Genomic DNA, 19,859 nt, shown 5'->3' with positions numbered 1-19,859 from the left:
CCCGCTCAGTGCGCGGCGAGCGCCTGGCGCAGCGCCGCGAGCACCGGCGTGCCGTCCGGCCGCACGCCGCGCCAGACGAAGAACGATTCCGCTGCCTGCTCGACGAGCATGCCGAGCCCGTCGGCCACGCGCGCGCCGAGCGACGCCGCATGCTGCATGAACACGGTCGGGTGTGCGCCGTACATCATGTCGTACGCGAGCGTGCCCGCACCGAACACGGCCGGGTCGCATTCCGGCAGTGCGGCGTCGAGGCTGCCGGCCGTCGCGTTGATCACCACGTCGTACGGTTCGGCACGCACGGTGTCCGGGCCGCCGCCCGCGAGCGTACACCCCGCGTCGTGCGCGGCCTGGGTGAACTGGCCGACGAGCGTTTCCGCCTTGCTCGCGGTGCGGTTCACGATCGTGATCGACAGCGGCGCGCGATCGAGCAGCGGCAGCACGACGCCGCGTGCGGCGCCGCCCGCGCCGAGCAGCAGGATGCGTGTGCCGGCGAGTTGCACGCCGAGATTTGTCTCGATGTCGCGCACGAGGCCAACGCCGTCGGTGTTGTCGCCATGAATCCGGCCATCAGCGTCGAAGCGCAGCGTATTCACCGCGCCGGCAGCCGCCGCGCGCGGCGACAGCGAATCGGCGAGCGCATGCGCGTCGAGCTTGAACGGCACCGTCACGTTCGCGCCGCGCCCGCCTTCGGCGATGAATGCGCGCACGGCGGCCTCGAAGCCGTCGACGGGCGCAAGCCGGTGCTCGTAGACGATCGGCTCGCCCGTCTGAGCGGCGAACTGCGCGTGGATGAACGGCGACTTGCTGTGTGCCACCGGATTACCGAACACGACGTAGCGGTCCTGCCCGCTCGCCGACACGGCCGAATTCATGATGCGCGCTCCTCCTCGTTGTCGTTGTTTTCGGCGGCGGCGCCATCGCTGGCGGCCGCGCCGGCGTCCGTCTGCGCTTCGGCGAGCGCCTCGGCCTCGGATTCCGCCGATGCATCGTCCGCGTCGAGCAGCACGTCGTCGCCGCTTTCACCGTTGTCGCCGTCTTCCTCGTCCTCAGCCGCTTCGCCGCCGGTCACGGACGGCGCGTCGAGCACGTTCAGCAGCCGCACCGACGCCTCGATCGTCAGCTCGTCGATCGACATTACGTCGAGCACCACGCGCGTGCCGCGCGCATGGACGCCGAGCGCCGGCACGTGCAGCAGCAGCGGCACGTCCTCGAGGCGCACGAGATCGCCCTTCACGACGCTCGCGACGACCTGCTTCTTGCCTTCCTGCGCAAGCCAGCGCAGACACCAGAAATATTCCATCCGGCGCTGGTAGTCGGCATACGCGGAGTACGTGTCGTCGAAGCCCTGCACGACGGCGTAGAGATCGGCGTCCTTCGGCTTGAACGGCGCGGCGAGCTTCGCGGTCACACCGTGCTGCACGCACGCGAGCAGCTGCCACTGGTTGACGAGGTCGACGTAGCGGCGCAGCGGCGACGTGCTCCACGCGTACTGCGGCACGCCGAGGCCTTCGTGCGGCGCGGCCGTGGTCTGCATCCGCGTGCGCTTCGGGCCCGGCGCGCCGAAGCCGCGCTGGGAGCGATAGATGCCCGGCACCGTGTGGTCGTGCAGGAACGCGCCCCACGTCGAGTTCGCGAGGATCGCGAGCTCGGACACGATCAGGTCGAGCGGCGAGCCGCGCCGGCGCGGCGTGATCGTCACGCGCTCGCCGTCGACGTAGAAGTTGTAGTCGGTGTTGCGCTGCACTTCGCGCTTCAGCCCGTAGCCCGCGCGCGCCTGCTGGCGCTTCTCGAACAGCGCCTGCGCGAGTGGCCACAGCACCGCGATGTCGTCCTTGTGCGGATAGTCGCCGCTGCCGTCGGCGAGCGTCTGTTCGGTGACGAGCTCGTCGAGCGTGTTGTGGCGCAGGTTGCTCTTCACGAACACGAGCTCCGCGCGCGTCTCGTTCGCGACGATCTCCTGCGTGTCGCGGTTCACGATGATGTACAGCGACAGCGCCGGGCGGTAGTCGCCCTCCTTCAGCGTGAACACGTCGACGACGTCGTCCGGCAGCATCGTGATCTTGTCGCCGGGCATGTAGACCGTCGACAGGCGCGTGCGCGCGATCCCGTCGACCGCGTCGCCGCGCACGATGCCGAGCGCCGGCGCCGCGATGTGCACGCCGATCCGTACGCGGCCGTCGGACAGGTGCTCGACCGAGAATGCGTCGTCGATTTCGGTCGTCGTGATGTCGTCGATCGAGAACGCCTCGACGTCCGCGCGCGGCAGGTCGTCGGGCAGCGCGCCGACGCTGACGGGCGGAAAGCCGGTGCCGTGCGGGAAGAATTCGGCGAGGAAGCGCGCCTCGTGCAGCGCGCGCGCGGACGCGATGCCGCCGCAGTCGAGCATCAGCCGCGCGGGCGACACGCCGCGCGCGCCGGCCGCCGCCTCGAGCGCCTTGTATTCGATCGCGTTCTTGTCCGGACGGGTCAACAGCGCGAGCACCTTGCCGTCGAACGCTTCCGGCAGCTTGCCGGCCTTCAGCTCTTCTTCGTACTGCGCCTGGACGAGCGCCTGCTGGCGCTTGCGCTCGAGCGACGCGAGCGCCATCTTGAGCTGCTCTTCCGGCGCGCGCTGGTACTGGCCGCGCCCCTTGCGGCGGAAATAGACGGGCGAGCCGTGCAGGCGCAGCACGAGCGCCGCGCGCTCGACCGGGCCGTACGACGCGCCGAAGTACTCGTCGGCGAGCGTCGCATACGCAAATTCCTCGGCCGGCGCGCATTCCCACAGGAAATCCAGGTCGATCTGCTGCGCGGCCGCATCGGCCTGCTGCATCAGTTCGCCCGCGGCCGGCTTCTCGAATTCGATCAGCACGTCCTTCGCGCGCACCTTCGCGCGTCGCCCGCCGGGCAACTCGACCTGAAACGCGTCGCCCTGGCGCGACAGCACGCTGCCCGCCTTGAAACTGCCCGATTCCTCGAAGAAAACGTTCACTCAGTACTCTCGTTCAGACTGCCGGGCGCCGCCGTCGACGGTCGGCGCCGCGTGATGATTGGGGTTCGATGGCCTGCGGCCGGTTTATGTCGCGTGGCCGTCGCAAAATGCGAGAACGTCGTCGACATAGTCGGCAAATTCGCTGATTCCGTGATCGCTGCCTTCGATCACGCGGGTTCGCGCGCCCGGGTAATGGTCGAGCATCTCGCGATAGTCGAGCACTTCGTCGCCCGTGGCCGCGAACAGATAGTAGCGCTCGGGGCGCGTGATCGCCGGCACGCGCAGCGCGTCGAGCTCCTCCAGATGATGCCGCTCGACGACGATCGTGCCGCCGCCATGCCATAGCGGCTGTTCGCCGAGATGCTGCTCGAGGTCGCGCTGCGGCACGGTCGCCGGATTCAGCAGCACGGCCTTCCAGCCGTGCTTCTCCGCGAGCCATGTCGCGTAATAGCCGCCGAGCGAGCTGCCGATCACCGTCACGTCGTGCGCGCCGGCGACTTCGGCCTCCGCCGCCGCGATCGCGTCGAGCGGCGCCATCGACAGCATCGGGCAGCGCCATTCGGCAGTGCGGCCGAGTTCGTCCATGCGTGCGGCGAGCAGCTGCGACTTCATCGACTGCGGCGACGAGCGAAAGCCGTGCAGATACAGGATCACGCGCGGCTCCCGCCCGCGTCGAGCGCGTCGAGCAGTTTCTGGTGGACGCCGCCGAAGCCGCCGTTGCTCATCACGAGCACGTGGTCGCCAGGACGCGCGGCCGCCGCGACAGCCTTCACCAGCAGATGAAGGTCGTCGAACGCGTGCGCCTTGTCGCCGAGCGGCGCGAGCGCTTCGCCGAGGTTCCAGCCGAGCGCGTCGCGGCCGGTCGGCGCGCCGTAGCCGAACACGAGATCGGCATCGGCGAGGCTCGCCGGCAATTGCGACTTCATCACGCCGAGCTTCATCGTGTTCGAACGCGGCTCGAGCACAGCAAGAATGCGGGTGTTTTGCCCGCCGATACGCGCACGAAGGCCGGCGATCGTGGTTTCGATCGCGGTCGGGTGATGCGCGAAGTCGTCGTAGACGGTCACGCCGTTCACGCTGCCGCGCACTTCCATGCGGCGCTTCACGTTGCGGAACGACGCGAGGGAAGCTGCCGCCTGCGCGGGCGGCACGCCGACGTGGCGCGCGGCGGCGATCGCCGCGAGCGCGTTCATCCGGTTGTGCTCGCCCTGCACCTGCCACGCGACTTCGCCGAGCCGTTCGCCGCGCCAGTAAACAGCGAAGCGCTCGTCGACCGGCACGCCGTCCTCGGCGGGCAGCGCCTGCCAGCCGCCGTCGACGCCGAAGCGCTCGACCTCGCTCCAGCAGCCGCGCGCGAGCACGCGCTCGAGCGCGTCTTCGCGGCCGTTCGACACGAGCCGGCCGACGCCCGGCACGGTGCGCACGAGGTGGTGGAATTGCGTCTCGATCGCGGCGAGATCCGGGAAGATGTCGGCGTGATCGAATTCCAGGTTGTTCAGCACCGCGGTGCGCGGCCGGTAATGGACGAACTTCGAGCGCTTGTCGAAGAACGCGGTGTCGTATTCGTCGGCCTCGATCACGAAGAAGCTCGAATCGGTCAGCCGCGCGGACACGCCGAAGTTCAGCGGCACGCCGCCGATCAGGAAGCCCGGGTTCAGGCCGGCATCCTCGAGCAGCCACGCGAGCATCGACGACGTCGTCGTCTTGCCGTGCGTGCCCGCGACCGCGAGCACCCACTTGCCGGCCAGCACATGCTCGCCGAGCCACTGCGGGCCCGACACGTAGGGCAGGCCGCGATCGAGGATCGCTTCCATCAGCGGATTGCCGCGCGTCACGACGTTGCCGATCACGAACAGGTCCGGCTTCAGGTCGATCTGCTCGGCGCCGTAACCTTCGACCAGCTGGATGCCCTGCGCCTCGAGCTGCGTGCTCATCGGCGGATAGACGCCCGTGTCGCAGCCGGTGACCGTGTGCCCCGCCGCGCGCGCGAGAACGGCCAGACCGCCCATGAAGGTGCCGCAGATGCCAAGAATGTGGATGTGCATAAGGTGAATGCTTTCGCGCCGCCGGGCGCCGTCGATTCGGAAAGGATGGGTCTGCGGCACGCCGGACAGGCCGCGCGGCCGGCGCACGTCGCCGCGACACAAAGAGCGCTATTGTAACTGACGGCCAGCCGGGCCCGGCGCCCCGCGTGACGCAGGCGGGCCCCGCCGCGAACGCCGGGCGGCAAGCGGCCGCGCCGCGTTCGGGCCGCGCGGCGATCGAGTATGATTGCCGCATCATGTCTCGCAAACCCTTAGTCGATCCGCGGCGCGTCCGCGAGGAAATTGCCCAGGCCGCCGCGCGCCTCATCGCGGAGGACGGCCTGGACTATGCCGGCGCGAAGCGCAAGGCCGCGCGCCAGTTGCTTGGCGACTCGCGCGTCGCCGGCGAATGGCTGCCGGATAACGACCTGATCGAGGAGGAACTGCGCGAATATCTCGCGCTGTTCCAGAGCGACACGCAGCCGGACGAGCTGCGCCACCTGCGCGAAGTCGCGCTCGACTGGATGCGCCGGCTCGCCGACTTCAATCCGTATGTGACGGGTGCCGTGCTGAACGGCACCGCGAACGCGCATTCGGACATTTACCTGCAGACGTTTACCGACAACCCGAAGGACGTCGCGATCTCGCTGCTGAACCAGAACGTCCAGTACGACGTGTCCGAAACCCGCCACTTCGCGGGCCGCGGTGACGTCGAGACGCTGAGCTTCCTGTGGCGCGCCCAGCGCGGCGCGGATGCCGTGGGCATCCACGTCGCGCTGTATGCGAGCGACGACCTGCGCGGCGCGGTCAAGGCCGACGCGCGCGGCCGGCTGCCGCGCGCCGATGCGGCCGCGCTGCGCGCGCTCCTCGCCGCGAGCGACGCCCCTTCCGAACCCACCTGATCCGATGATGAATATGAAACGCATGCTGACGCTCGCCGTCGTCGCGGCGGCCGCCGTCGCGGGCGGCCTCGCCGCCGGCCACTGGCTCCGGGGCGACCCGGTCGACGCCGTCGCCGACGCGGCGCCCGCCCCCGGCAACCCGGTCGACCAGCTCTGGGCCGCCGCGGTGACCGACGTCGACGGCAAACCGGCGACACTGGCTTCGTTCAAGGGCCAGAAGATCGTCGTGAACTTCTGGGCGTCGTGGTGCGGCCCGTGCGTCGAGGAGATGCCGGAACTCGTCGCGCTGTCGCACGAGTACAAGAAGAAAGGCATCCGCTTCGTCGGGATCGGCGTCGATTCCGGGCAGAACGTGAAGACCTTCCTGCAGAAAGTGAAGGTCGACTATCCGGTTTTCGTCAGCGGCTACGCCGGCGCCGATCTGGCCCGTAATTTCGGAAATACGGCCGGCGCACTGCCTTTTACCGTCGTGATCGACGAACATGGCAAAATTCGCGAGACAAAATTAGGCCAGATCCAGCCGGCCGAACTGAAAAAGACGCTTGACGCGCTTTGAGCCGGACGTGCGCGCGTGCTGCACGTTGCCGGCGATTTGTATTGCGATCGACGCAATTTCGCGTGAATTCGCCGATACTTTGCGCGCACGCCGGTAATTCTTACAGGCGCCGCAAGATCGGCCGTTCGGCAAAACTAGACAAATTTCTCTAAATAGCGCTAAAGTTCGCGCAATTCCGCAGAAATAGAAGCGACCATGACACGATTGCTGGTGCTGCACGGCCCGAACCTGAACCTTCTCGGCACCCGGGAACCGGAGGTGTATGGCCGCGTGACGCTCCCGCAGATCGATCAGGCGCTCGCCGCGCGCGCGCAGGAAGCCGGTGCCGAACTGACGTCGTTCCAGAGCAACCACGAAGGCGCGCTCGTCGACCGCATCCAGGCCGCGCGGGATGAACAGACCGATTTCATCCTGATCAATCCGGCCGCGTATACGCACACGAGCGTCGCAATCCGGGACGCGATCGCCGGCGTCGGCATCCCGTTCGTCGAGATTCACCTGTCGAACGTGCACCGCCGCGAAGCGTTCAGGCACCACTCCTACTTTTCCGACCAGGCCGAAGGCGTCATCTGCGGGCTCGGCTGGAAAGGCTACCTGTACGCGCTCGAATACGCGCTCGACAAGCTGCAAGGCGCGTCGCGCGGCTGATTTCACGATCTAGATTCAGCGCCGGCCCCAGCCGGCGCTTTCACGCATTGAAAGGGGAATTCCCGATGGATCTTCGTAAGCTGAAAACACTGATCGACCTCGTCTCCGAGTCCGGCATCTCCGAGCTGGAAGTGACGGAAGGCGAAGGCAAGGTGCGTATCGTCAAGAACGCGCCGCCGGTCTACGTGCAGCCGACGGGCGGATATGCCCCGCAAATCAGCGTGCCCGCGCAACCCATGGCACTGCCGACCGACGGCGCGGCCGCTGCAGCGTCGGCCGGCGGCGCTGCGCCCGCGGCTGCCGCGCCGCAGGGCCACGTCGTGACGTCGCCGATGGTCGGCACCTTCTACCGCTCGCCGTCGCCGGGCGCGGACCCGTTCGCCCAGGTCGGCGACACGGTCAAGGAAGGCCAGACGCTCTGCATCATCGAAGCGATGAAGCTCCTCAACGAGATCGAGTCGGACAAGGCCGGCGTGATCAAGGAAATCCTCGTCGAGAACGGCCAGGCCGTCGAATACGGCCAGCCGCTTTTCGTGATCGGCTAAAGTCCGCCGCGCGGCCTCCCCGCCGCGCGCCGCCGATGCTCTCCAGGCGCCGCTCGCGCGCCCCTCGACGAGACGAATAATCGCTATGTTTGAAAAAATCCTCATTGCCAATCGCGGTGAAATCGCGCTGCGCATCCAGCGCGCGTGCCGCGAGCTGGGCGTCAAGACGGTGGTCGTCTACTCGGAAGCCGACAAGGAAGCCAAGTACGTGCGCCTCGCGGACGAAGCCGTCTGCATCGGCCCTGCCCCGTCGAACCTGAGCTACCTGAACATGCCCGCGCTGATCAGCGCGGCGGAAGTCACCGACGCCGAGGCGATCCACCCCGGCTACGGCTTCCTGTCGGAGAACGCCGACTTCGCGGAGCGCGTCGAACAATCGGGCTTCACGTTCATCGGCCCGCGCCCGGAAACGATCCGCCTGATGGGCGACAAGGTCACCGCGAAGCAGACAATGATCAAGACCGGCGTGCCGTGCGTGCCGGGCTCGGAAGGCGCGTTGCCGGACGATCCGAAGGAGATCGTGAAGATTGCGCGCGCGATCGGCTACCCGGTCATCATCAAGGCCGCGGGCGGCGGCGGCGGCCGCGGGATGCGCGTCGTGCACACCGAGGCGGCGCTCGTCAATGCGGTGAACATGACCCGCGAGGAAGCGGGCCGCGCGTTCGGCAACCCGCAGGTCTACATGGAGAAGTTCCTCGAGAACCCGCGCCATATCGAGATCCAGGTGCTGTCCGACGCGCACAAGAATGCGCTGTGGCTCGGCGAGCGCGACTGCTCGATGCAGCGTCGCCACCAGAAGGTGATCGAGGAAGCGCCGGCGCCCGGCATCCCGCGCCGCCTGATCGACCGGATCGGCGATCGCTGCGCGGACGCGTGCAAGAAGATGGGCTACCTCGGCGCGGGCACGTTCGAATTCCTGTACGAGAACGGCGAGTTCTACTTCATCGAGATGAACACGCGCGTGCAGGTCGAGCACCCGGTGTCGGAGCTGATCACGGGCGTCGACATCGTGCAGGAACAGATCCGCATCGCGGCCGGCGAGAAGCTCACGCTGCGCCAGCGCGACATCCAGTTCCGCGGACATGCGATCGAATGCCGGATCAACGCGGAAGATCCGTTCAAGTTCACGCCGTCGCCGGGCCGGATCACGTCGTGGCATACGCCGGGCGGCCCGGGCGTGCGCGTCGACTCACATGCGTACAATGGCTATTTCGTGCCGCCGAACTATGATTCGATGATCGGCAAGCTGATCACCTACGGCGCGACCCGCGAGCAGGCGATCAGCCGGATGCGCATCGCACTGTCGGAAATGGTGGTCGAAGGCATCCAGACCAACATCCCGCTGCACCGCGAGCTGATGATCGACTCGAAGTTCGTCGAAGGCGGCACCAGCATCCACTACCTCGAAAACCGGCTCGCGCAGAAGCAGCAGGTCGCACCGGAAGAAGCGTAACGCATGAGCTATCGCGAACTCGTCGTCGAACTGGCCCGGGAGCACGCAGAGGCGCTGTCCGACACATTGCTCGAGCTGGGCGCGCTGTCGGTGTCCGTCGAGGACGCCGATGCCGACACGCCGGACGAGCAGCCGCTCTTCGGCGAACCGGGCCTCGTGCCCGAGCGCACCGCTTGGCAGCACTCGCGCGTGGTCGCGCTGCTGCCGCCCGATCACGATCCGGCCGTGCTGCTCGCGGCCGCCGCGAACGACATCGGTCTTTCGGCAGTGCCGAAGTTCGACGTGCGCGAAGTCGAGGAACAGGACTGGGTGCGTCTCACGCAGTCGCAATTCGATCCGATCCCGATTGGCGAGCGGATCTGGGTCGTGCCGTCGTGGCACGACGCGCCGGACCCCGACGCGCTCGTGCTCGAGCTCGATCCGGGCCTCGCGTTCGGCACCGGCAGCCATCCGACGACGCGCCTCTGCATGGAATGGCTCGAGCAGTCGGTGAAGCCCGGCCAGTCGGTGCTCGACTACGGCTGCGGCTCGGGGATCCTCGCGATCCTCGCGCGGAAATGCGGGGCGAACCCCGTCGTCGGCATCGACATCGATCCACAAGCGGTCGAATCGGCGCGGCAGAACAGCGAACGCAACCGCGCCGACGTCACGTACGGCCTGCCGGACGAATGCCCGGCCGGCGAATTCGACATCGTCGTCGCCAACATCCTGTCGAATCCGCTGAAGCTGATGGCGTCGATGCTCGCGTCGAAGGTGAAACCGGGCGGGCGCATCGCGCTGTCGGGCGTGCTCGCGCGCCAGGCGGACGAAGTCGCGGCCGTCTATGCACGCTGGGTCGACATCTCGGTCTGGCGCGAGCACGAAGGTTGGGTATGCCTCGCCGGAACGCGGCGGGAAAGCCATTAGAATAGCGCTGTCCTTCACTCTGGCCAGCAGGCCGACCGGCTCGACATGCTTCTTGCGACGCGCTGTCCTCATTGCGAAACCGTGTTCCGCCTGCAGCAGGAACAGCTCGCGCTGCACGGCGGGCTCGTGCGCTGCGGGCACTGCCGGCAGGTCTTCGATGCGTCCGCGTCGCTCGTCGACGAACACGCATCGCAGCCCGAGCCGGCCGTTGCCGAAGCGGCAGCACGCGGCGACGAGGTCGTCGCCGGCCCGGCCGATGCGGCAAGCACCGCCGAAAGCGCTGCCGTCGACGTGCATGCCGCCGGCGAACCCGCCGTCGAAGCGCACGACGCCGACCGCTCTGCTGTCGAGGCTCCTGGTGCTGAAGCCCCTGCTGCTGAAGTCCCTGCTGCTGAAGTCCCTGCTGCTGAAGTCCCTGCTGCCGAAGCCCCTGCTGCCGAAGCGCCTGCTGCCGAAGCGCCTGCTGCCAAAGCGCCTGCTGCCGAAGCCCCTGCTGCCGAAGTCCCGATTGCCGAGCTGCCCGCTGCCGAAGCGGCGCATCGCGAAGATCAGCACGCTGCGTCCCCGCCGCGGCTGTTCGTCGAGAACCCGCACGCAGGACAACCCGCGCATGCCGATTTCCGGCCCGATCACTGGGACATGTGGGCGCCGTGGCTCGACGGCAACGTCGATCCGGCGCTTCAGCACAGCGTCCGCAGCGTCAATGCGGAACCGCTCGTTCCCGTCGCGCTACCCAATAGCGGCGTGACATCCGGAGCCGAGCCGGGCGTCGTCCGCCTGACCGGTACGCCGCAGCAACCGTCCCCCGTTTCCCCGGCAACCACCAATGCGTCCGCCTCAGACGCATTGCCGCCGATTTCGCCGGCGCATGGCGACGAACCGGCAGCTTCGGCATTTGCAGCCTTCGTCGACACGCACGACGCGCGCGAACCGCACCTCGCCGCCGACCTGCCCCCCGCATCGCCCGACGAAGCCCGGGCCGCCGCCGATCCCGTGCCGCAGGCCGCGGACACCTTCGATCGCGCACCGCTTTCCGCGCCCCGCGATGCGCACGAACCGCGCTTCGTCGCCGATATCCATCACGCATCGGCCTCGGCAACATCCGCCGATGACGATCGCGCAGTCGATCGCACTGCACATGAGCCGCGTTTCGCGGCCGATGCGTCACGCGAACCGTTCACGGCCTCCCCCACCGACGACGACCGTCCGCATTTCGCCGTCACGCGCGAAACACGCGCACCGGCGCGGCGCGGCCTGCTCGGCGGCTTCCTAGGCGGCCTCGTGGCCGCCGCACTCGCGGCGCTGCTCGTCGTGCAGCTCGCGTGGTGGCAGCGCGAGTCGCTGATGATCTACTGGCCGGTCACGCAGGGCTGGTTCCGGCAACTGTGCGCGCCGCTCGGCTGCACGGTCGCGCCGCCGCGCGCGATCGACGGGCTTCGGCTCGACGCGACCGACCTGCGCCAGATCGACGGCCCGCGCGTGCTCGAGCTGAAGGCGCCGCTGACCAACCGCTACCGTGTCGCGCTCGCGTACCCGTCGCTCGAACTGACGCTGCTCGACGACACGAATCACGTGACCGCGCGCCGCGTGCTCGCCCCGCGCGATTATGTGCGCCCCGGCACGCCGATCGAAGCCGGGCTGCCGGCCGGCGCGACACAGACGATGATCGTCCGCCTCGAGACGAACGGCACCCCCGCATCGAATTTCCGCGTCCAGATCTTCTATCCGTGACGCCCCGCGGCGCGCACACGCGCGCCGCTCTCAACCCGCGCGTCCTGGCGACGCGCTATTTCGGAGCACGAACATGAGCAAAGTTACGCTGGGTGGCAACCCGATCGAGATCGCCGGCACGTTCCCGGCCGTCGGCTCGCAGGCCCCCGATTTCTCGCTGGTCGGCAAGGATCTCGCCGACCTGTCGCTCGCCAGCTTCGCCGGCAAGCGCAAGGTGCTGAACATCGTACCGAGCCTCGACACGCCGACCTGCGCGACGTCGACCCGCAAGTTCAACGAAGCCGCATCGTCGCTCGACAACACCGTCGTGGTCGTGGTGTCGGCCGACCTGCCGTTCGCCGCGACGCGCTTCTGCACGACCGAAGGCCTCGCGAACGTGCTGACCGCATCGACGTTCCGCACCGGCCGCGCGTTCGCGAACGCGTATGGCGTCGACGTGACGAACGGCCCGCTGAACGGCCTGACCGCACGCGCCGTCGTCGTGCTCGACGCCAACGACAAGGTGCTGCATGCGCAGCTCGTCGGCGAGATCAAGGACGAGCCGAACTACGACGCCGCGCTCGCCGCCCTCAAGTAATCCACGGCTGCCGCCCGTGCCGCGCAGCGCCCGCCGGGCGCGCGCAGGCCGGGCGGCGCCACCCACACGCTCTCTACAGGAACGCACGCCTTGACTACGCTGATCTGCGGCTCGCTCGCCTACGACAACATCATGACTTTCGAGGGCCGGTTTCGCGAGCACATCCTGCCCGACCAGGTTCACCTTCTCAATGTGAGCTTTCTCGTGCCGACGATGCGCCGCGAATTCGGCGGCTGCGCAGGCAACATCGCGTACGCGCTGCACATGCTGGGCGGCGATGCGCGCATCATGGCGACGCTCGGCGCAAACGACGCGGACCGCTATCTCGAGCGTCTCGACAGCCTCGGCCTGTCGAAGGAAAACGTGCGCGTGTTGCCCGACACGCACACCGCCCAGGCGATGATCACGACCGATCTCGAGAACAACCAGATCACGGCCTTCCACCCGGGCGCGATGATGCAATCGCACGCGAACCGCGCGGACGAAGTGCCGGGCGTGAAGCTCGGCATCGTCGCGCCGGACGGCTTCGACGGGATGGTGCAGCACGCCGAGCAATTCGCGCGCGCGGGCATCCCGTTCATCTTCGATCCGGGCCAGGGCCTGCCCCTTTTCGACGGTGCGACGCTGCGCCGCATCATTGAACTCGCGACGTTCGTCGCGGTCAACGACTACGAAGGCAAGCTCGTCAGCGACAAGACGGGCTGGTCGGAACAGGAGATCGTCAGCCGGGTTCAGGCGTTGATCATTACGCGCGGCGAGCACGGTGCCACCATTCTTCACAAAAACGGCGAAGAACAGATTCCCGCGGTGCCCGCCGAGCGCGTCGTCGATCCCACCGGCTGCGGCGACGCCTTCCGGGGCGGCCTGCTGTACGGCATCGAAAACGGCCTCGACTGGGCGACCACGGGGCGCCTGGCCAGCCTGATGGGCTCGATCAAGATCGCCCACCAGGGGCCGCAAACCTACTCGCTGACTCGTGCCGAGATCGACGCACGCTTCGAGGCTGCGTTCGGCTACAGTCTCAAATGAATATTGTGGGAGAGCACAAATGTTGACGAAAAAGACCCTCACGCTCGGGGCCATGCTGACCGCCACGCTGACGCTGGCGGGCTGCTTCACGGCGCCGGGCTCGGCCGACGTCTATAGCGTCGGCCAGGCGCAGCGCGAGCAGACCGTGCGGATGGGCACGGTCGACAGCGTCCGCGCGGTGCGGATCCAGTCCGACGGCGGCGGCAGCGCAATCGGCACGCTTGGCGGCGGCGCACTCGGCGCGGTCGCGGGCAGTGCGATCGGCGGCGGCAAGGGCTCGATCCTGACCGCGATCGCGGGCGGTCTCGCGGGCGCGGTTGCAGGCAACGCGATCGGCGAAAACCTCAGCACCGCGAACGGTGTCGAAATCACCGTGCGCCTCGACAACGGCGATCTGCGCTCGATCACGCAGGCGGCAAGCGGCGAAGTGTTCCGCGCCGGCGAACGTGTTCGGTTGCTGTCGAGCGGCGGCGTCACGCGCGTCACGCACTGACCGGTATCCTCAGCACGCGGCGCAAGCCGCGGTCGAACGCATGCGCGAAGTTGCGCATGCGTTTTTTTCGTCTGCACGCGTCGCGCTGCCACGCACGGACGAAAAAAATCCCGCCACCTGAACCAGATGGCGGGACTGATTGAGTAGCGCTACTCAACCCGCGGACACCGCATGAGTGTCCGGGTGACGGTGCAATCCGCGATTACGGACGGCTGCCGGTCGGGAACGGCCACGCTGCTGCCGGGTTGAGCGCGGTCTTCACGCCCGATGCCGGCGCAACCGATGCCGTCGACGCGGTCGTCGCCGGTGCGGCCTTCTTCACGACGGCCTTCTTCGGTGCAGCAGCCTTCTTCGGCGCAGCGGCCTTCTTCGCGGGAGCGGGAGCCGCGGCCGTCGTGGCGGGCGCAGCAGCCTTCTTCGCTGCAGCCTTCTTCGCAGGCGCAGCCTTCTTCGCAGCTGCCTTCTTCGCCGGTGCGGCCTTCTTCGCAGCAGCAGCCTTCTTCGCCGGTGCAGCCTTCTTCGCCGCGACCTTCTTCACTGCAACCTTCTTCGCTGCGACCTTCTTGACTGCCGCCTTCTTGGCCGGTGCCGCCTTCTTCGCAGCAACCTTCTTCACTGCGACCTTCTTCGCAGCGACCTTCTTGGCAGCAACCTTCTTCGTTGCGACCTTCTTCGCAGCAACCTTCTTTGCTGCCGCCTTCTTCGCCGGTGCCGCCTTCTTCGCAGCAACCTTCTTCACTGCGACCTTCTTGGCCGCAACCTTCTTCACTGCAGCGGCCTTCTTCGCCGGCGCAGCAGCCTTCTTCGCAACGGTCTTCTTCGCAGCTGCCTTCTTTGCAGCCGGTTTCTTCTTGGCAGTAGCCATTTTGTTCTCCTTCAGGTTCAGATGAGAGTCAGTTCAAACTACACCCTTCGTCAAAACCCGCTTCCCGCGGACGCTGTTCAGGACGTGCGCTGCGAAGCGGGCTATTCATCGGCGTACGCGGATACCACGCGCTTACGCTAATGAATACGGTATGGCGCACGTGACCGTCGGGCCTCGCGCGCCAAATCAAGTCGGTGGCCGGCGCGCCACGCGCCGCCACCCCAGATCGCTTGATCAAGCGGACGACCACACGGCCATCCGCTTTTTCCGGAGGGAAGTTTGCCCATCCCACTGAAGGGTTCGCAAAGTGCCTGTCGTGTCGTTGGGCCGTTAAGGCACCGGGCATGCTTTGCATCAGGCGTTCTTGCTCCTAAACCTTGTGCCGGGGCCGAGAGGCCGCCGGCTTCACCATCGTCGTGACGTGTGTCGCTGCTGCCGGTTATTCCCAGGACAGCGCGCCGCCCGTCTGATACTCGATCACTCGCGTCTCGAAGAAGTTGCGTTCCTTCTTCAGGTCGATCATCTCGCTCATCCACGGGAACGGGTTTTCCTCGTTCGGGTACAGCGGATCGAGGCCGATCTGCTGGCAACGGCGGTTGCAGATGAAGCGCAGATAGCTCTTGAACATCGATGCGTTCAGACCCAGCACGCCGCGCGGCATCGTGTCCTCGGCGTAGCGGTATTCGAGATCGACAGCCTGCTTGAACAGCTCGCGGATCTCCGCACGGAACTCTGCGGTCCACAGATGCGGATTTTCGAGCTTGATCTGGTTGATCAGGTCGATGCCGAAGTTGCAGTGCATCGACTCGTCGCGCAGGATGTACTGATATTGCTCTGCAGCACCCGTCATCTTGTTCTGGCGGCCGAGCGCGAGGATCTGCGTGAACCCGACATAGAAGAACAGGCCTTCCATGATGCAGGCGAACACGATCAGCGACTTCAGCAGCTTCTGATCCGCCTCGAGCGTGCCGGTCTTGAAGGCCGGGTCCGTCAGCGTATGGATGAACGGGATCAGGAATTCGTCTTTCGCACGGATCGACGCGACCTCGTGGTACGCGTTGAAGATCTCGCCTTCGTCGAGACCGAGCGATTCGACAATATATTGGTACGCGTGCGTGTGGATCGCCTCTTCGAACGCCTGACGCAGCAGGAACTGCCGGCACTCCGGCGCCGTGATGTGGCGGTACGTACCGAGCACGATGTTGTTCGCGGCGAGCGAGTCGGCCGTCACAAAGAAGCCGAGGTTGCGCTTGACGATGCGGCGCTCGTCTTCAGTCAGGCCGTTCGGATCCTTCCACAGTGCGATGTCGCGGGACATGTTGATTTCCTGCGGCATCCAGTGGTTCGCGCAACCGGCCAGATACTTTTCCCACGCCCACTTGTACTTGAACGGCACCAGCTGATTGACGTCAGTCTGGCCGTTGATGATGCGCTTGTCGGCGACATTCACGCGCGCTTCCGAACCGGCAGCGGGAGCAGCCGATGCGAGGGGTGCGACCGCAAGATCGCCTGCGAAAATGTCACGAGCCTGTTGGGCGGCAGGCACTGCGGCCTGCATTCCGACAGCCGTGCCTGCGGGGGTGCGCATCGCGTTTTGCTGCGCTCCGCTCGCGGGCGTTACGGCGGTCATCTCGTCATCCCAGTTGAGCATAAATTCTCACCATCAATTTAGAACGGTTTGTACCATCTTTTCCTGAGCGATAAAAGGGTTCGCTCACGAAAAATCCTTTTTTCGATTCGCGTTGCGACCTCGATACAACACTTTGAGCAACGCATCGTCGTTCATGCAGCGCGCGACGTGTGCCGCGCGTGTATCGCGAGGTGCGCTCGACGCGTCGAACGCCGATCGAAACGTGATGCCGTCGGGGCTGCTTCGATCGCTTGTCACTGCCTGCAACGCCTGTGCCGCGTTACAGATTCCTTATCATTTTTTTAGTTGAGAGCGGCGCGCACTTCAACCTTTATCGGTTGCCGTGCGCGCCGCGTGGAGCCTTGCCGAGTCAGACGCGCCGCGTTACTGGCACGCTTCGCACTCGTCGAAGCCCGCATCGCCCGGACGCAGCGTGCACACCGGGCCATCCGCCTCGACCGGCGCGGCGCTCATCGCGCCTGCCGACGACGCTTCGCCGCCCGCCGCACCGAAGCCGCCCGCTGCGCCCGACGCGCCGCCGCTCGCACCACCGCTCGTCGGTACCGCGTTCAGCGCGCCGTGCGCGACCGTCGACTTCTCGACGTGCGTCGCTGCCATCGTGCGCAGGTAGTACGTCGTCTTCAGGCCACGCAGCCATGCGAGCTTGTAGACCTCGTCGAGCTTCTTGCCCGACGCGCCGCCCATGTAGATGTTCAGCGACTGCGCCTGGTCGATCCACTTCTGACGGCGCGACGCCGCCTCGACCAGCCACGTCGGATCGACTTCGAACGCGGTCGCGTAGATCGCGCGCAGGTCGGCCGGGATGCGGTCGATGCGCGACAGCATGCCGTCGAAGTACTTCAGGTCGGCGACCATCACCTCGTCCCACAGGCCGCGCTCCTTCAGGTCGCGCACCAGGAACTCGTTGACCACCGTGAATTCGCCCGACAGGTTCGACTTCACGTACAGGTTCTGGAAGGTCGGCTCGATGCACGCCGACACGCCGATGATGTTCGAGATCGTCGCCGTCGGCGCGATCGCGACGCAGTTCGAGTTGCGCATCCCGTGCGTCGCGATCCGCGAACGCAGTTCCGACCAGTCGAGCGACGCCGACGTGTCGACCTCGACGTAACCGCCGCGGGCTTCCGTCAGCAGCTTCAGCGTGTCCTGCGGGAGGATGCCGCGATCCCACAGCGAGCCGCGGTAGCTCGAGTAGCGGCCGCGTTCCTCGGCCAGCTCGGTCGACGCGTAGTACGCGTAGTAGCAGACCGCTTCCATCGAACGGTCGGCGAACTCGACCGCCGCTTCCGACGCGTACGGCGTGCGCAGCAGGTGCAGGCAGTCCTGGAAGCCCATGATGCCCATGCCGACCGGACGGTGCTTCAGGTTCGAGTTACGCGCCTTCGGCACCGCGTAGTAGTTGATGTCGATCACGTTGTCGAGCATGCGCATCGCGACGCTGATCGTGCGCTTCAGCTTGTCGTGGTCGAGCGCGTAGCTGCCGTCCGCCTGCTTCACGAGGTGCGCGACCAGGTTCACGGAGCCCAGGTTGCAGACCGCGATCTCGGTGTCGCTCGTGTTCAGCGTGATTTCCGTGCACAGGTTCGACGAGTGGACGACGCCGACGTGCTGCTGCGGCGAGCGCACGTTGCACGGATCCTTGAACGTGATCCACGGGTGGCCGGTCTCGAACAGCATGCCGAGCATCTTGCGCCAGAGCTGCTGCGCCGGGATCTTCTTGAACAGCTTGATCTCGCCGCGGGCGACCTTGTCTTCATAAGCCGTGTAGGCCGCCTCGAACTCGGCGCCGAACTTGTCGTGCAGGTCCGGGCAGGTCGACGGCGAGAACAGCGTCCAGTCGGCACCTTCCATCACGCGCTTCATGAACAGGTCGGGAATCCAGTTCGCCGTGTTCATGTCGTGCGTGCGGCGGCGGTCGTCGCCGGTGTTCTTGCGCAGCTCGAGGAATTCCTCGATGTCGAGGTGCCAGGATTCGAGGTACGCGCAGACCGCGCCCTTGCGCTTGCCGCCCTGGTTGACCGCGACCGCGGTGTCGTTGACGACCTTCAGGAACGGCACGACGCCTTGCGACTTGCCGTTCGTACCCTTGATATGCGAGCCGAGCGCGCGCACGCGGGTCCAGTCGTTGCCGAGGCCGCCGGCGAACTTCGACAGCAGCGCGTTTTCCTTCAGCGCCTCATAGATGCCGTCGAGGTCGTCCGCGACCGTCGTCAGGTAGCACGACGACAGCTGCGAGCGGTGGGTACCCGAGTTGAACAGCGTCGGCGTCGAGCTCATGAAGTCGAAGCTCGACAGCACGTTGTAGAACTCGATCGCGCGCGCTTCGCGGTCGATCTCGTTCAGCGACAGGCCCATCGCGACGCGCATGAAGAACGCCTGCGGCATTTCGATGCGGGTGCCGTCGACGTGCAGGAAGTAGCGGTCGTACAGCGTCTGCAGGCCGAGGTAGCCGAACTGCAGGTCGCGGTTCGCGTCGAGCGCTTCGCCGAGGCGCTCCAGGTCGAACTGCAGCAGCTTGTCGTCGAGCAGCCCGGCGTCGACGCCGCGTTTCAGGAACTGCGGGAAGTATTCCGTGTAGCGGTTCGCCATCTCGGCCTGGATCACTTCCTCGCCGAGGATCTCGCGGCGGATCGTGTGCAGCAGGATGCGGGCCGTGACCTGGCTGTATGCCGGGTCCTTCTCGATCATCGTGCGGGCCGCCAGGATCGCCGAGTCGTACACCTGGCTCATCGGCACGCCGTCGTACAGGTTCTTCACCGTCTCCGCGACGATCGGGTCGGGGTTAACCGCAGTGCCGAGGCCGTCGCAGGCCGACACGATCAGCGCGCGCAGCGCGTTCAGGTCGAGCGGACGCGTGACGCCCTTGTCGACGACGTTGATGCCGCCGCTCGTTTCGACCACGGCCGCTTCCTCGCCCGTATTCTGCCGCTCGAGGTGGCGCTTCTCGCGATACAGCACGTACGCACGCGCGACGTTGTGCTCGCCGCCGCGCATCAGCGCGAGTTCGACCTGGTCCTGGATGTCCTCGATATGGAACGTGCCGCCGTTCGGGCGGCTGCGCACGAGCGCGCGCACCACGTTGTGCGTCAGCTGCTCGACGAGTTCGCGCACGCGCGCCGATGCCGCGCCCTGCCCGCCATTGACGGCCAGGAAAGCCTTGGTCACCGCGATCGCGATCTTCGAAGGCTCGAACGACACCACGCTGCCGTTACGGCGGATCACCTTGTAGTCGGCGAACGTTGCCTGCGGCGCGAGCGCCTGCGCGCCTTGTTCGGTCCCGCCGAGAGGACGGCTCGAGGCGCTCTCGTACTGGGACGTCGCGTTGTCGGTGGTTTGCATGTGCAAAGCTCCTGGTGTTGGATGGTGCGGAGAGAACCGCGGATTAAAACGAACGCTGCGCAATGTGATGCGCGAGCGGTAAGACGCGAGCGATGCGCCGGGGGGACTGGCCGCGCCGTTGCGATACACCGGAAACGGTTGTGTGCTTCGTCATGTGTACCGCGCCCCG

General features: G+C 66.7%; 18 protein-coding genes. 10 read left to right on the top strand and 8 right to left on the bottom strand.

The features are described 5' to 3' along the window. Positions 1 to 5: 5 nt before the first annotated feature. The 4 genes from aroE to mpl all read right to left on the bottom strand — a co-directional run bounded on the left by aroE (position 6) and on the right by mpl (position 5,016). Positions 6 to 872 (bottom strand): shikimate dehydrogenase, encoded by an 867-nt coding sequence (gene aroE / locus ACV229_RS11960; RefSeq protein ID WP_448083341.1) that lies wholly within the window; start codon positions 870 to 872, stop codon positions 6 to 8. After that, positions 869 to 2,971 carry an RNB domain-containing ribonuclease gene (locus ACV229_RS11955; RefSeq protein WP_448083340.1) on the bottom strand — a complete coding sequence of 701 codons (2,103 nt, stop codon included), beginning with the start codon at positions 2,969 to 2,971 and terminating at the stop codon, positions 869 to 871. The genes aroE and ACV229_RS11955 overlap by 4 nt, the downstream gene beginning before the upstream one ends. Positions 2,972 to 3,055: 84 nt before the next feature. After that, on the bottom strand, positions 3,056 to 3,625 hold the full coding sequence (locus tag ACV229_RS11950; RefSeq protein ID WP_448083339.1) for a YqiA/YcfP family alpha/beta fold hydrolase: 570 nt from the start codon (positions 3,623 to 3,625) through the stop codon (positions 3,056 to 3,058). Further along, positions 3,622 to 5,016, bottom strand: a complete 1,395-nt coding sequence (mpl, locus tag ACV229_RS11945; RefSeq protein ID WP_448083338.1) for a UDP-N-acetylmuramate:L-alanyl-gamma-D-glutamyl-meso-diaminopimelate ligase — start codon at positions 5,014 to 5,016, stop codon at positions 3,622 to 3,624. Before mpl ends, ACV229_RS11950 begins: the two co-directional genes overlap by 4 nt. A 236-nt stretch (positions 5,017 to 5,252) precedes the next feature. On the opposite strand from mpl, the gene ACV229_RS11940 reads away from it, so the two are divergent. The 10 genes from ACV229_RS11940 (at position 5,253) to ACV229_RS11895 (ending at position 13,835) form a co-directional block, all read left to right on the top strand. Further along, positions 5,253 to 5,897: a UDP-N-acetylmuramate--alanine ligase gene (locus ACV229_RS11940; protein WP_448083337.1), complete on the top strand. Its 645-nt coding sequence runs from the start codon at positions 5,253 to 5,255 to the stop codon at positions 5,895 to 5,897. A gap of 7 nt (positions 5,898 to 5,904) precedes the next feature. After that, positions 5,905 to 6,453: a TlpA family protein disulfide reductase gene (locus ACV229_RS11935; RefSeq protein WP_448083511.1), complete on the top strand. Its 549-nt coding sequence runs from the start codon at positions 5,905 to 5,907 to the stop codon at positions 6,451 to 6,453. A 195-nt stretch (positions 6,454 to 6,648) separates the two neighbouring features. Next, the gene (gene aroQ / locus ACV229_RS11930) at positions 6,649 to 7,101 is read left to right on the top strand and encodes a type II 3-dehydroquinate dehydratase (RefSeq protein WP_448083336.1); all 453 of its coding nucleotides are present in this window, start codon (positions 6,649 to 6,651) and stop codon (positions 7,099 to 7,101) included. A gap of 65 nt (positions 7,102 to 7,166) precedes the next feature. Further along, the gene (gene accB / locus ACV229_RS11925; protein WP_448083335.1) at positions 7,167 to 7,646 is read left to right on the top strand and encodes an acetyl-CoA carboxylase biotin carboxyl carrier protein; all 480 of its coding nucleotides are present in this window, start codon (positions 7,167 to 7,169) and stop codon (positions 7,644 to 7,646) included. A gap of 85 nt (positions 7,647 to 7,731) precedes the next feature. Further along, positions 7,732 to 9,099 (top strand): acetyl-CoA carboxylase biotin carboxylase subunit, encoded by a 1,368-nt coding sequence (accC, locus tag ACV229_RS11920; protein WP_059609294.1) that lies wholly within the window; start codon positions 7,732 to 7,734, stop codon positions 9,097 to 9,099. A 3-nt stretch (positions 9,100 to 9,102) separates the two neighbouring features. Next, on the top strand, positions 9,103 to 10,005 hold the full coding sequence (gene prmA, locus ACV229_RS11915) for a 50S ribosomal protein L11 methyltransferase (RefSeq protein ID WP_448083334.1): 903 nt from the start codon (positions 9,103 to 9,105) through the stop codon (positions 10,003 to 10,005). Between the two features lie 45 nt (positions 10,006 to 10,050). After that, positions 10,051 to 11,736: a DUF3426 domain-containing protein gene (locus tag ACV229_RS11910; RefSeq protein ID WP_448083333.1), complete on the top strand. Its 1,686-nt coding sequence runs from the start codon at positions 10,051 to 10,053 to the stop codon at positions 11,734 to 11,736. 73 nt (positions 11,737 to 11,809) lie between these two features. After that, entirely contained in the window at positions 11,810 to 12,313 is a 504-nt protein-coding gene (tpx, locus tag ACV229_RS11905) for a thiol peroxidase (RefSeq protein WP_448083332.1), read from the top strand. Positions 12,314 to 12,403: 90 nt separating this feature from the next. After that, positions 12,404 to 13,342, top strand: coding sequence for a carbohydrate kinase family protein (locus tag ACV229_RS11900; protein ID WP_448083331.1), 939 nt, complete (start codon positions 12,404 to 12,406; stop codon positions 13,340 to 13,342). Between the two features lie 19 nt (positions 13,343 to 13,361). Beyond that, complete coding sequence (locus ACV229_RS11895) at positions 13,362 to 13,835, top strand: glycine zipper 2TM domain-containing protein (protein ID WP_448083330.1); 474 nt, start codon at positions 13,362 to 13,364, stop codon at positions 13,833 to 13,835. Positions 13,836 to 14,037: 202 nt separating this feature from the next. Here ACV229_RS11895 and ACV229_RS11890 read toward each other — a convergent pair whose 3' ends face one another. The 4 genes from ACV229_RS11890 to ACV229_RS11875 form a co-directional block, all read right to left on the bottom strand. Next, positions 14,038 to 14,700, bottom strand: coding sequence for a histone H1-like repetitive region-containing protein (locus tag ACV229_RS11890; RefSeq protein ID WP_448083329.1), 663 nt, complete (start codon positions 14,698 to 14,700; stop codon positions 14,038 to 14,040). A gap of 28 nt (positions 14,701 to 14,728) precedes the next feature. After that, on the bottom strand, positions 14,729 to 15,055 hold the full coding sequence (locus ACV229_RS11885) for a hypothetical protein (protein ID WP_448083328.1): 327 nt from the start codon (positions 15,053 to 15,055) through the stop codon (positions 14,729 to 14,731). An 84-nt stretch (positions 15,056 to 15,139) separates the two neighbouring features. Further along, complete coding sequence (locus ACV229_RS11880; RefSeq protein ID WP_448083327.1) at positions 15,140 to 16,351, bottom strand: ribonucleotide-diphosphate reductase subunit beta; 1,212 nt, start codon at positions 16,349 to 16,351, stop codon at positions 15,140 to 15,142. A gap of 363 nt (positions 16,352 to 16,714) precedes the next feature. After that, positions 16,715 to 19,690 carry a ribonucleoside-diphosphate reductase subunit alpha gene (locus tag ACV229_RS11875; protein WP_448083326.1) on the bottom strand — a complete coding sequence of 992 codons (2,976 nt, stop codon included), beginning with the start codon at positions 19,688 to 19,690 and terminating at the stop codon, positions 16,715 to 16,717. Positions 19,691 to 19,859: the final 169 nt, after the last annotated feature.

Source organism: Burkholderia sp. MR1-5-21 (assembly GCF_053427715.1).
Note: the sequence above shows the minus strand (reverse complement) of the source record. Positions and strands in the feature narration are given on the sequence as shown.

Bases quoted from the DNA above. Each gene is read 5' to 3' on its own strand.
- ACV229_RS11935 (WP_448083511.1), top strand. From the start codon at position 5,905: ATGAATATGAAACGCATGCTGACGCTCGCCGTCGTCGCGGCGGCCGCC.
- ACV229_RS11880 (WP_448083327.1), bottom strand. From the start codon at position 16,351: ATGCTCAACTGGGATGACGAGATGACCGCCGTAACGCCCGCGAGCGGA.
- ACV229_RS11885 (WP_448083328.1), bottom strand. From the start codon at position 15,055: ATGCAAAGCATGCCCGGTGCCTTAACGGCCCAACGACACGACAGGCAC.
- ACV229_RS11875 (WP_448083326.1), bottom strand. From the start codon at position 19,690: ATGCAAACCACCGACAACGCGACGTCCCAGTACGAGAGCGCCTCGAGC.
- ACV229_RS11940 (WP_448083337.1), top strand. From the start codon at position 5,253: ATGTCTCGCAAACCCTTAGTCGATCCGCGGCGCGTCCGCGAGGAAATT.
- accC (WP_059609294.1), top strand. From the start codon at position 7,732: ATGTTTGAAAAAATCCTCATTGCCAATCGCGGTGAAATCGCGCTGCGC.
- tpx (WP_448083332.1), top strand. From the start codon at position 11,810: ATGAGCAAAGTTACGCTGGGTGGCAACCCGATCGAGATCGCCGGCACG.
- prmA (WP_448083334.1), top strand. From the start codon at position 9,103: ATGAGCTATCGCGAACTCGTCGTCGAACTGGCCCGGGAGCACGCAGAG.
- ACV229_RS11895 (WP_448083330.1), top strand. From the start codon at position 13,362: ATGTTGACGAAAAAGACCCTCACGCTCGGGGCCATGCTGACCGCCACG.
- ACV229_RS11890 (WP_448083329.1), bottom strand. From the start codon at position 14,700: ATGGCTACTGCCAAGAAGAAACCGGCTGCAAAGAAGGCAGCTGCGAAG.
- ACV229_RS11910 (WP_448083333.1), top strand. From the start codon at position 10,051: ATGCTTCTTGCGACGCGCTGTCCTCATTGCGAAACCGTGTTCCGCCTG.
- mpl (WP_448083338.1), bottom strand. From the start codon at position 5,016: ATGCACATCCACATTCTTGGCATCTGCGGCACCTTCATGGGCGGTCTG.
- accB (WP_448083335.1), top strand. From the start codon at position 7,167: ATGGATCTTCGTAAGCTGAAAACACTGATCGACCTCGTCTCCGAGTCC.
- aroQ (WP_448083336.1), top strand. From the start codon at position 6,649: ATGACACGATTGCTGGTGCTGCACGGCCCGAACCTGAACCTTCTCGGC.
- aroE (WP_448083341.1), bottom strand. From the start codon at position 872: ATGAATTCGGCCGTGTCGGCGAGCGGGCAGGACCGCTACGTCGTGTTC.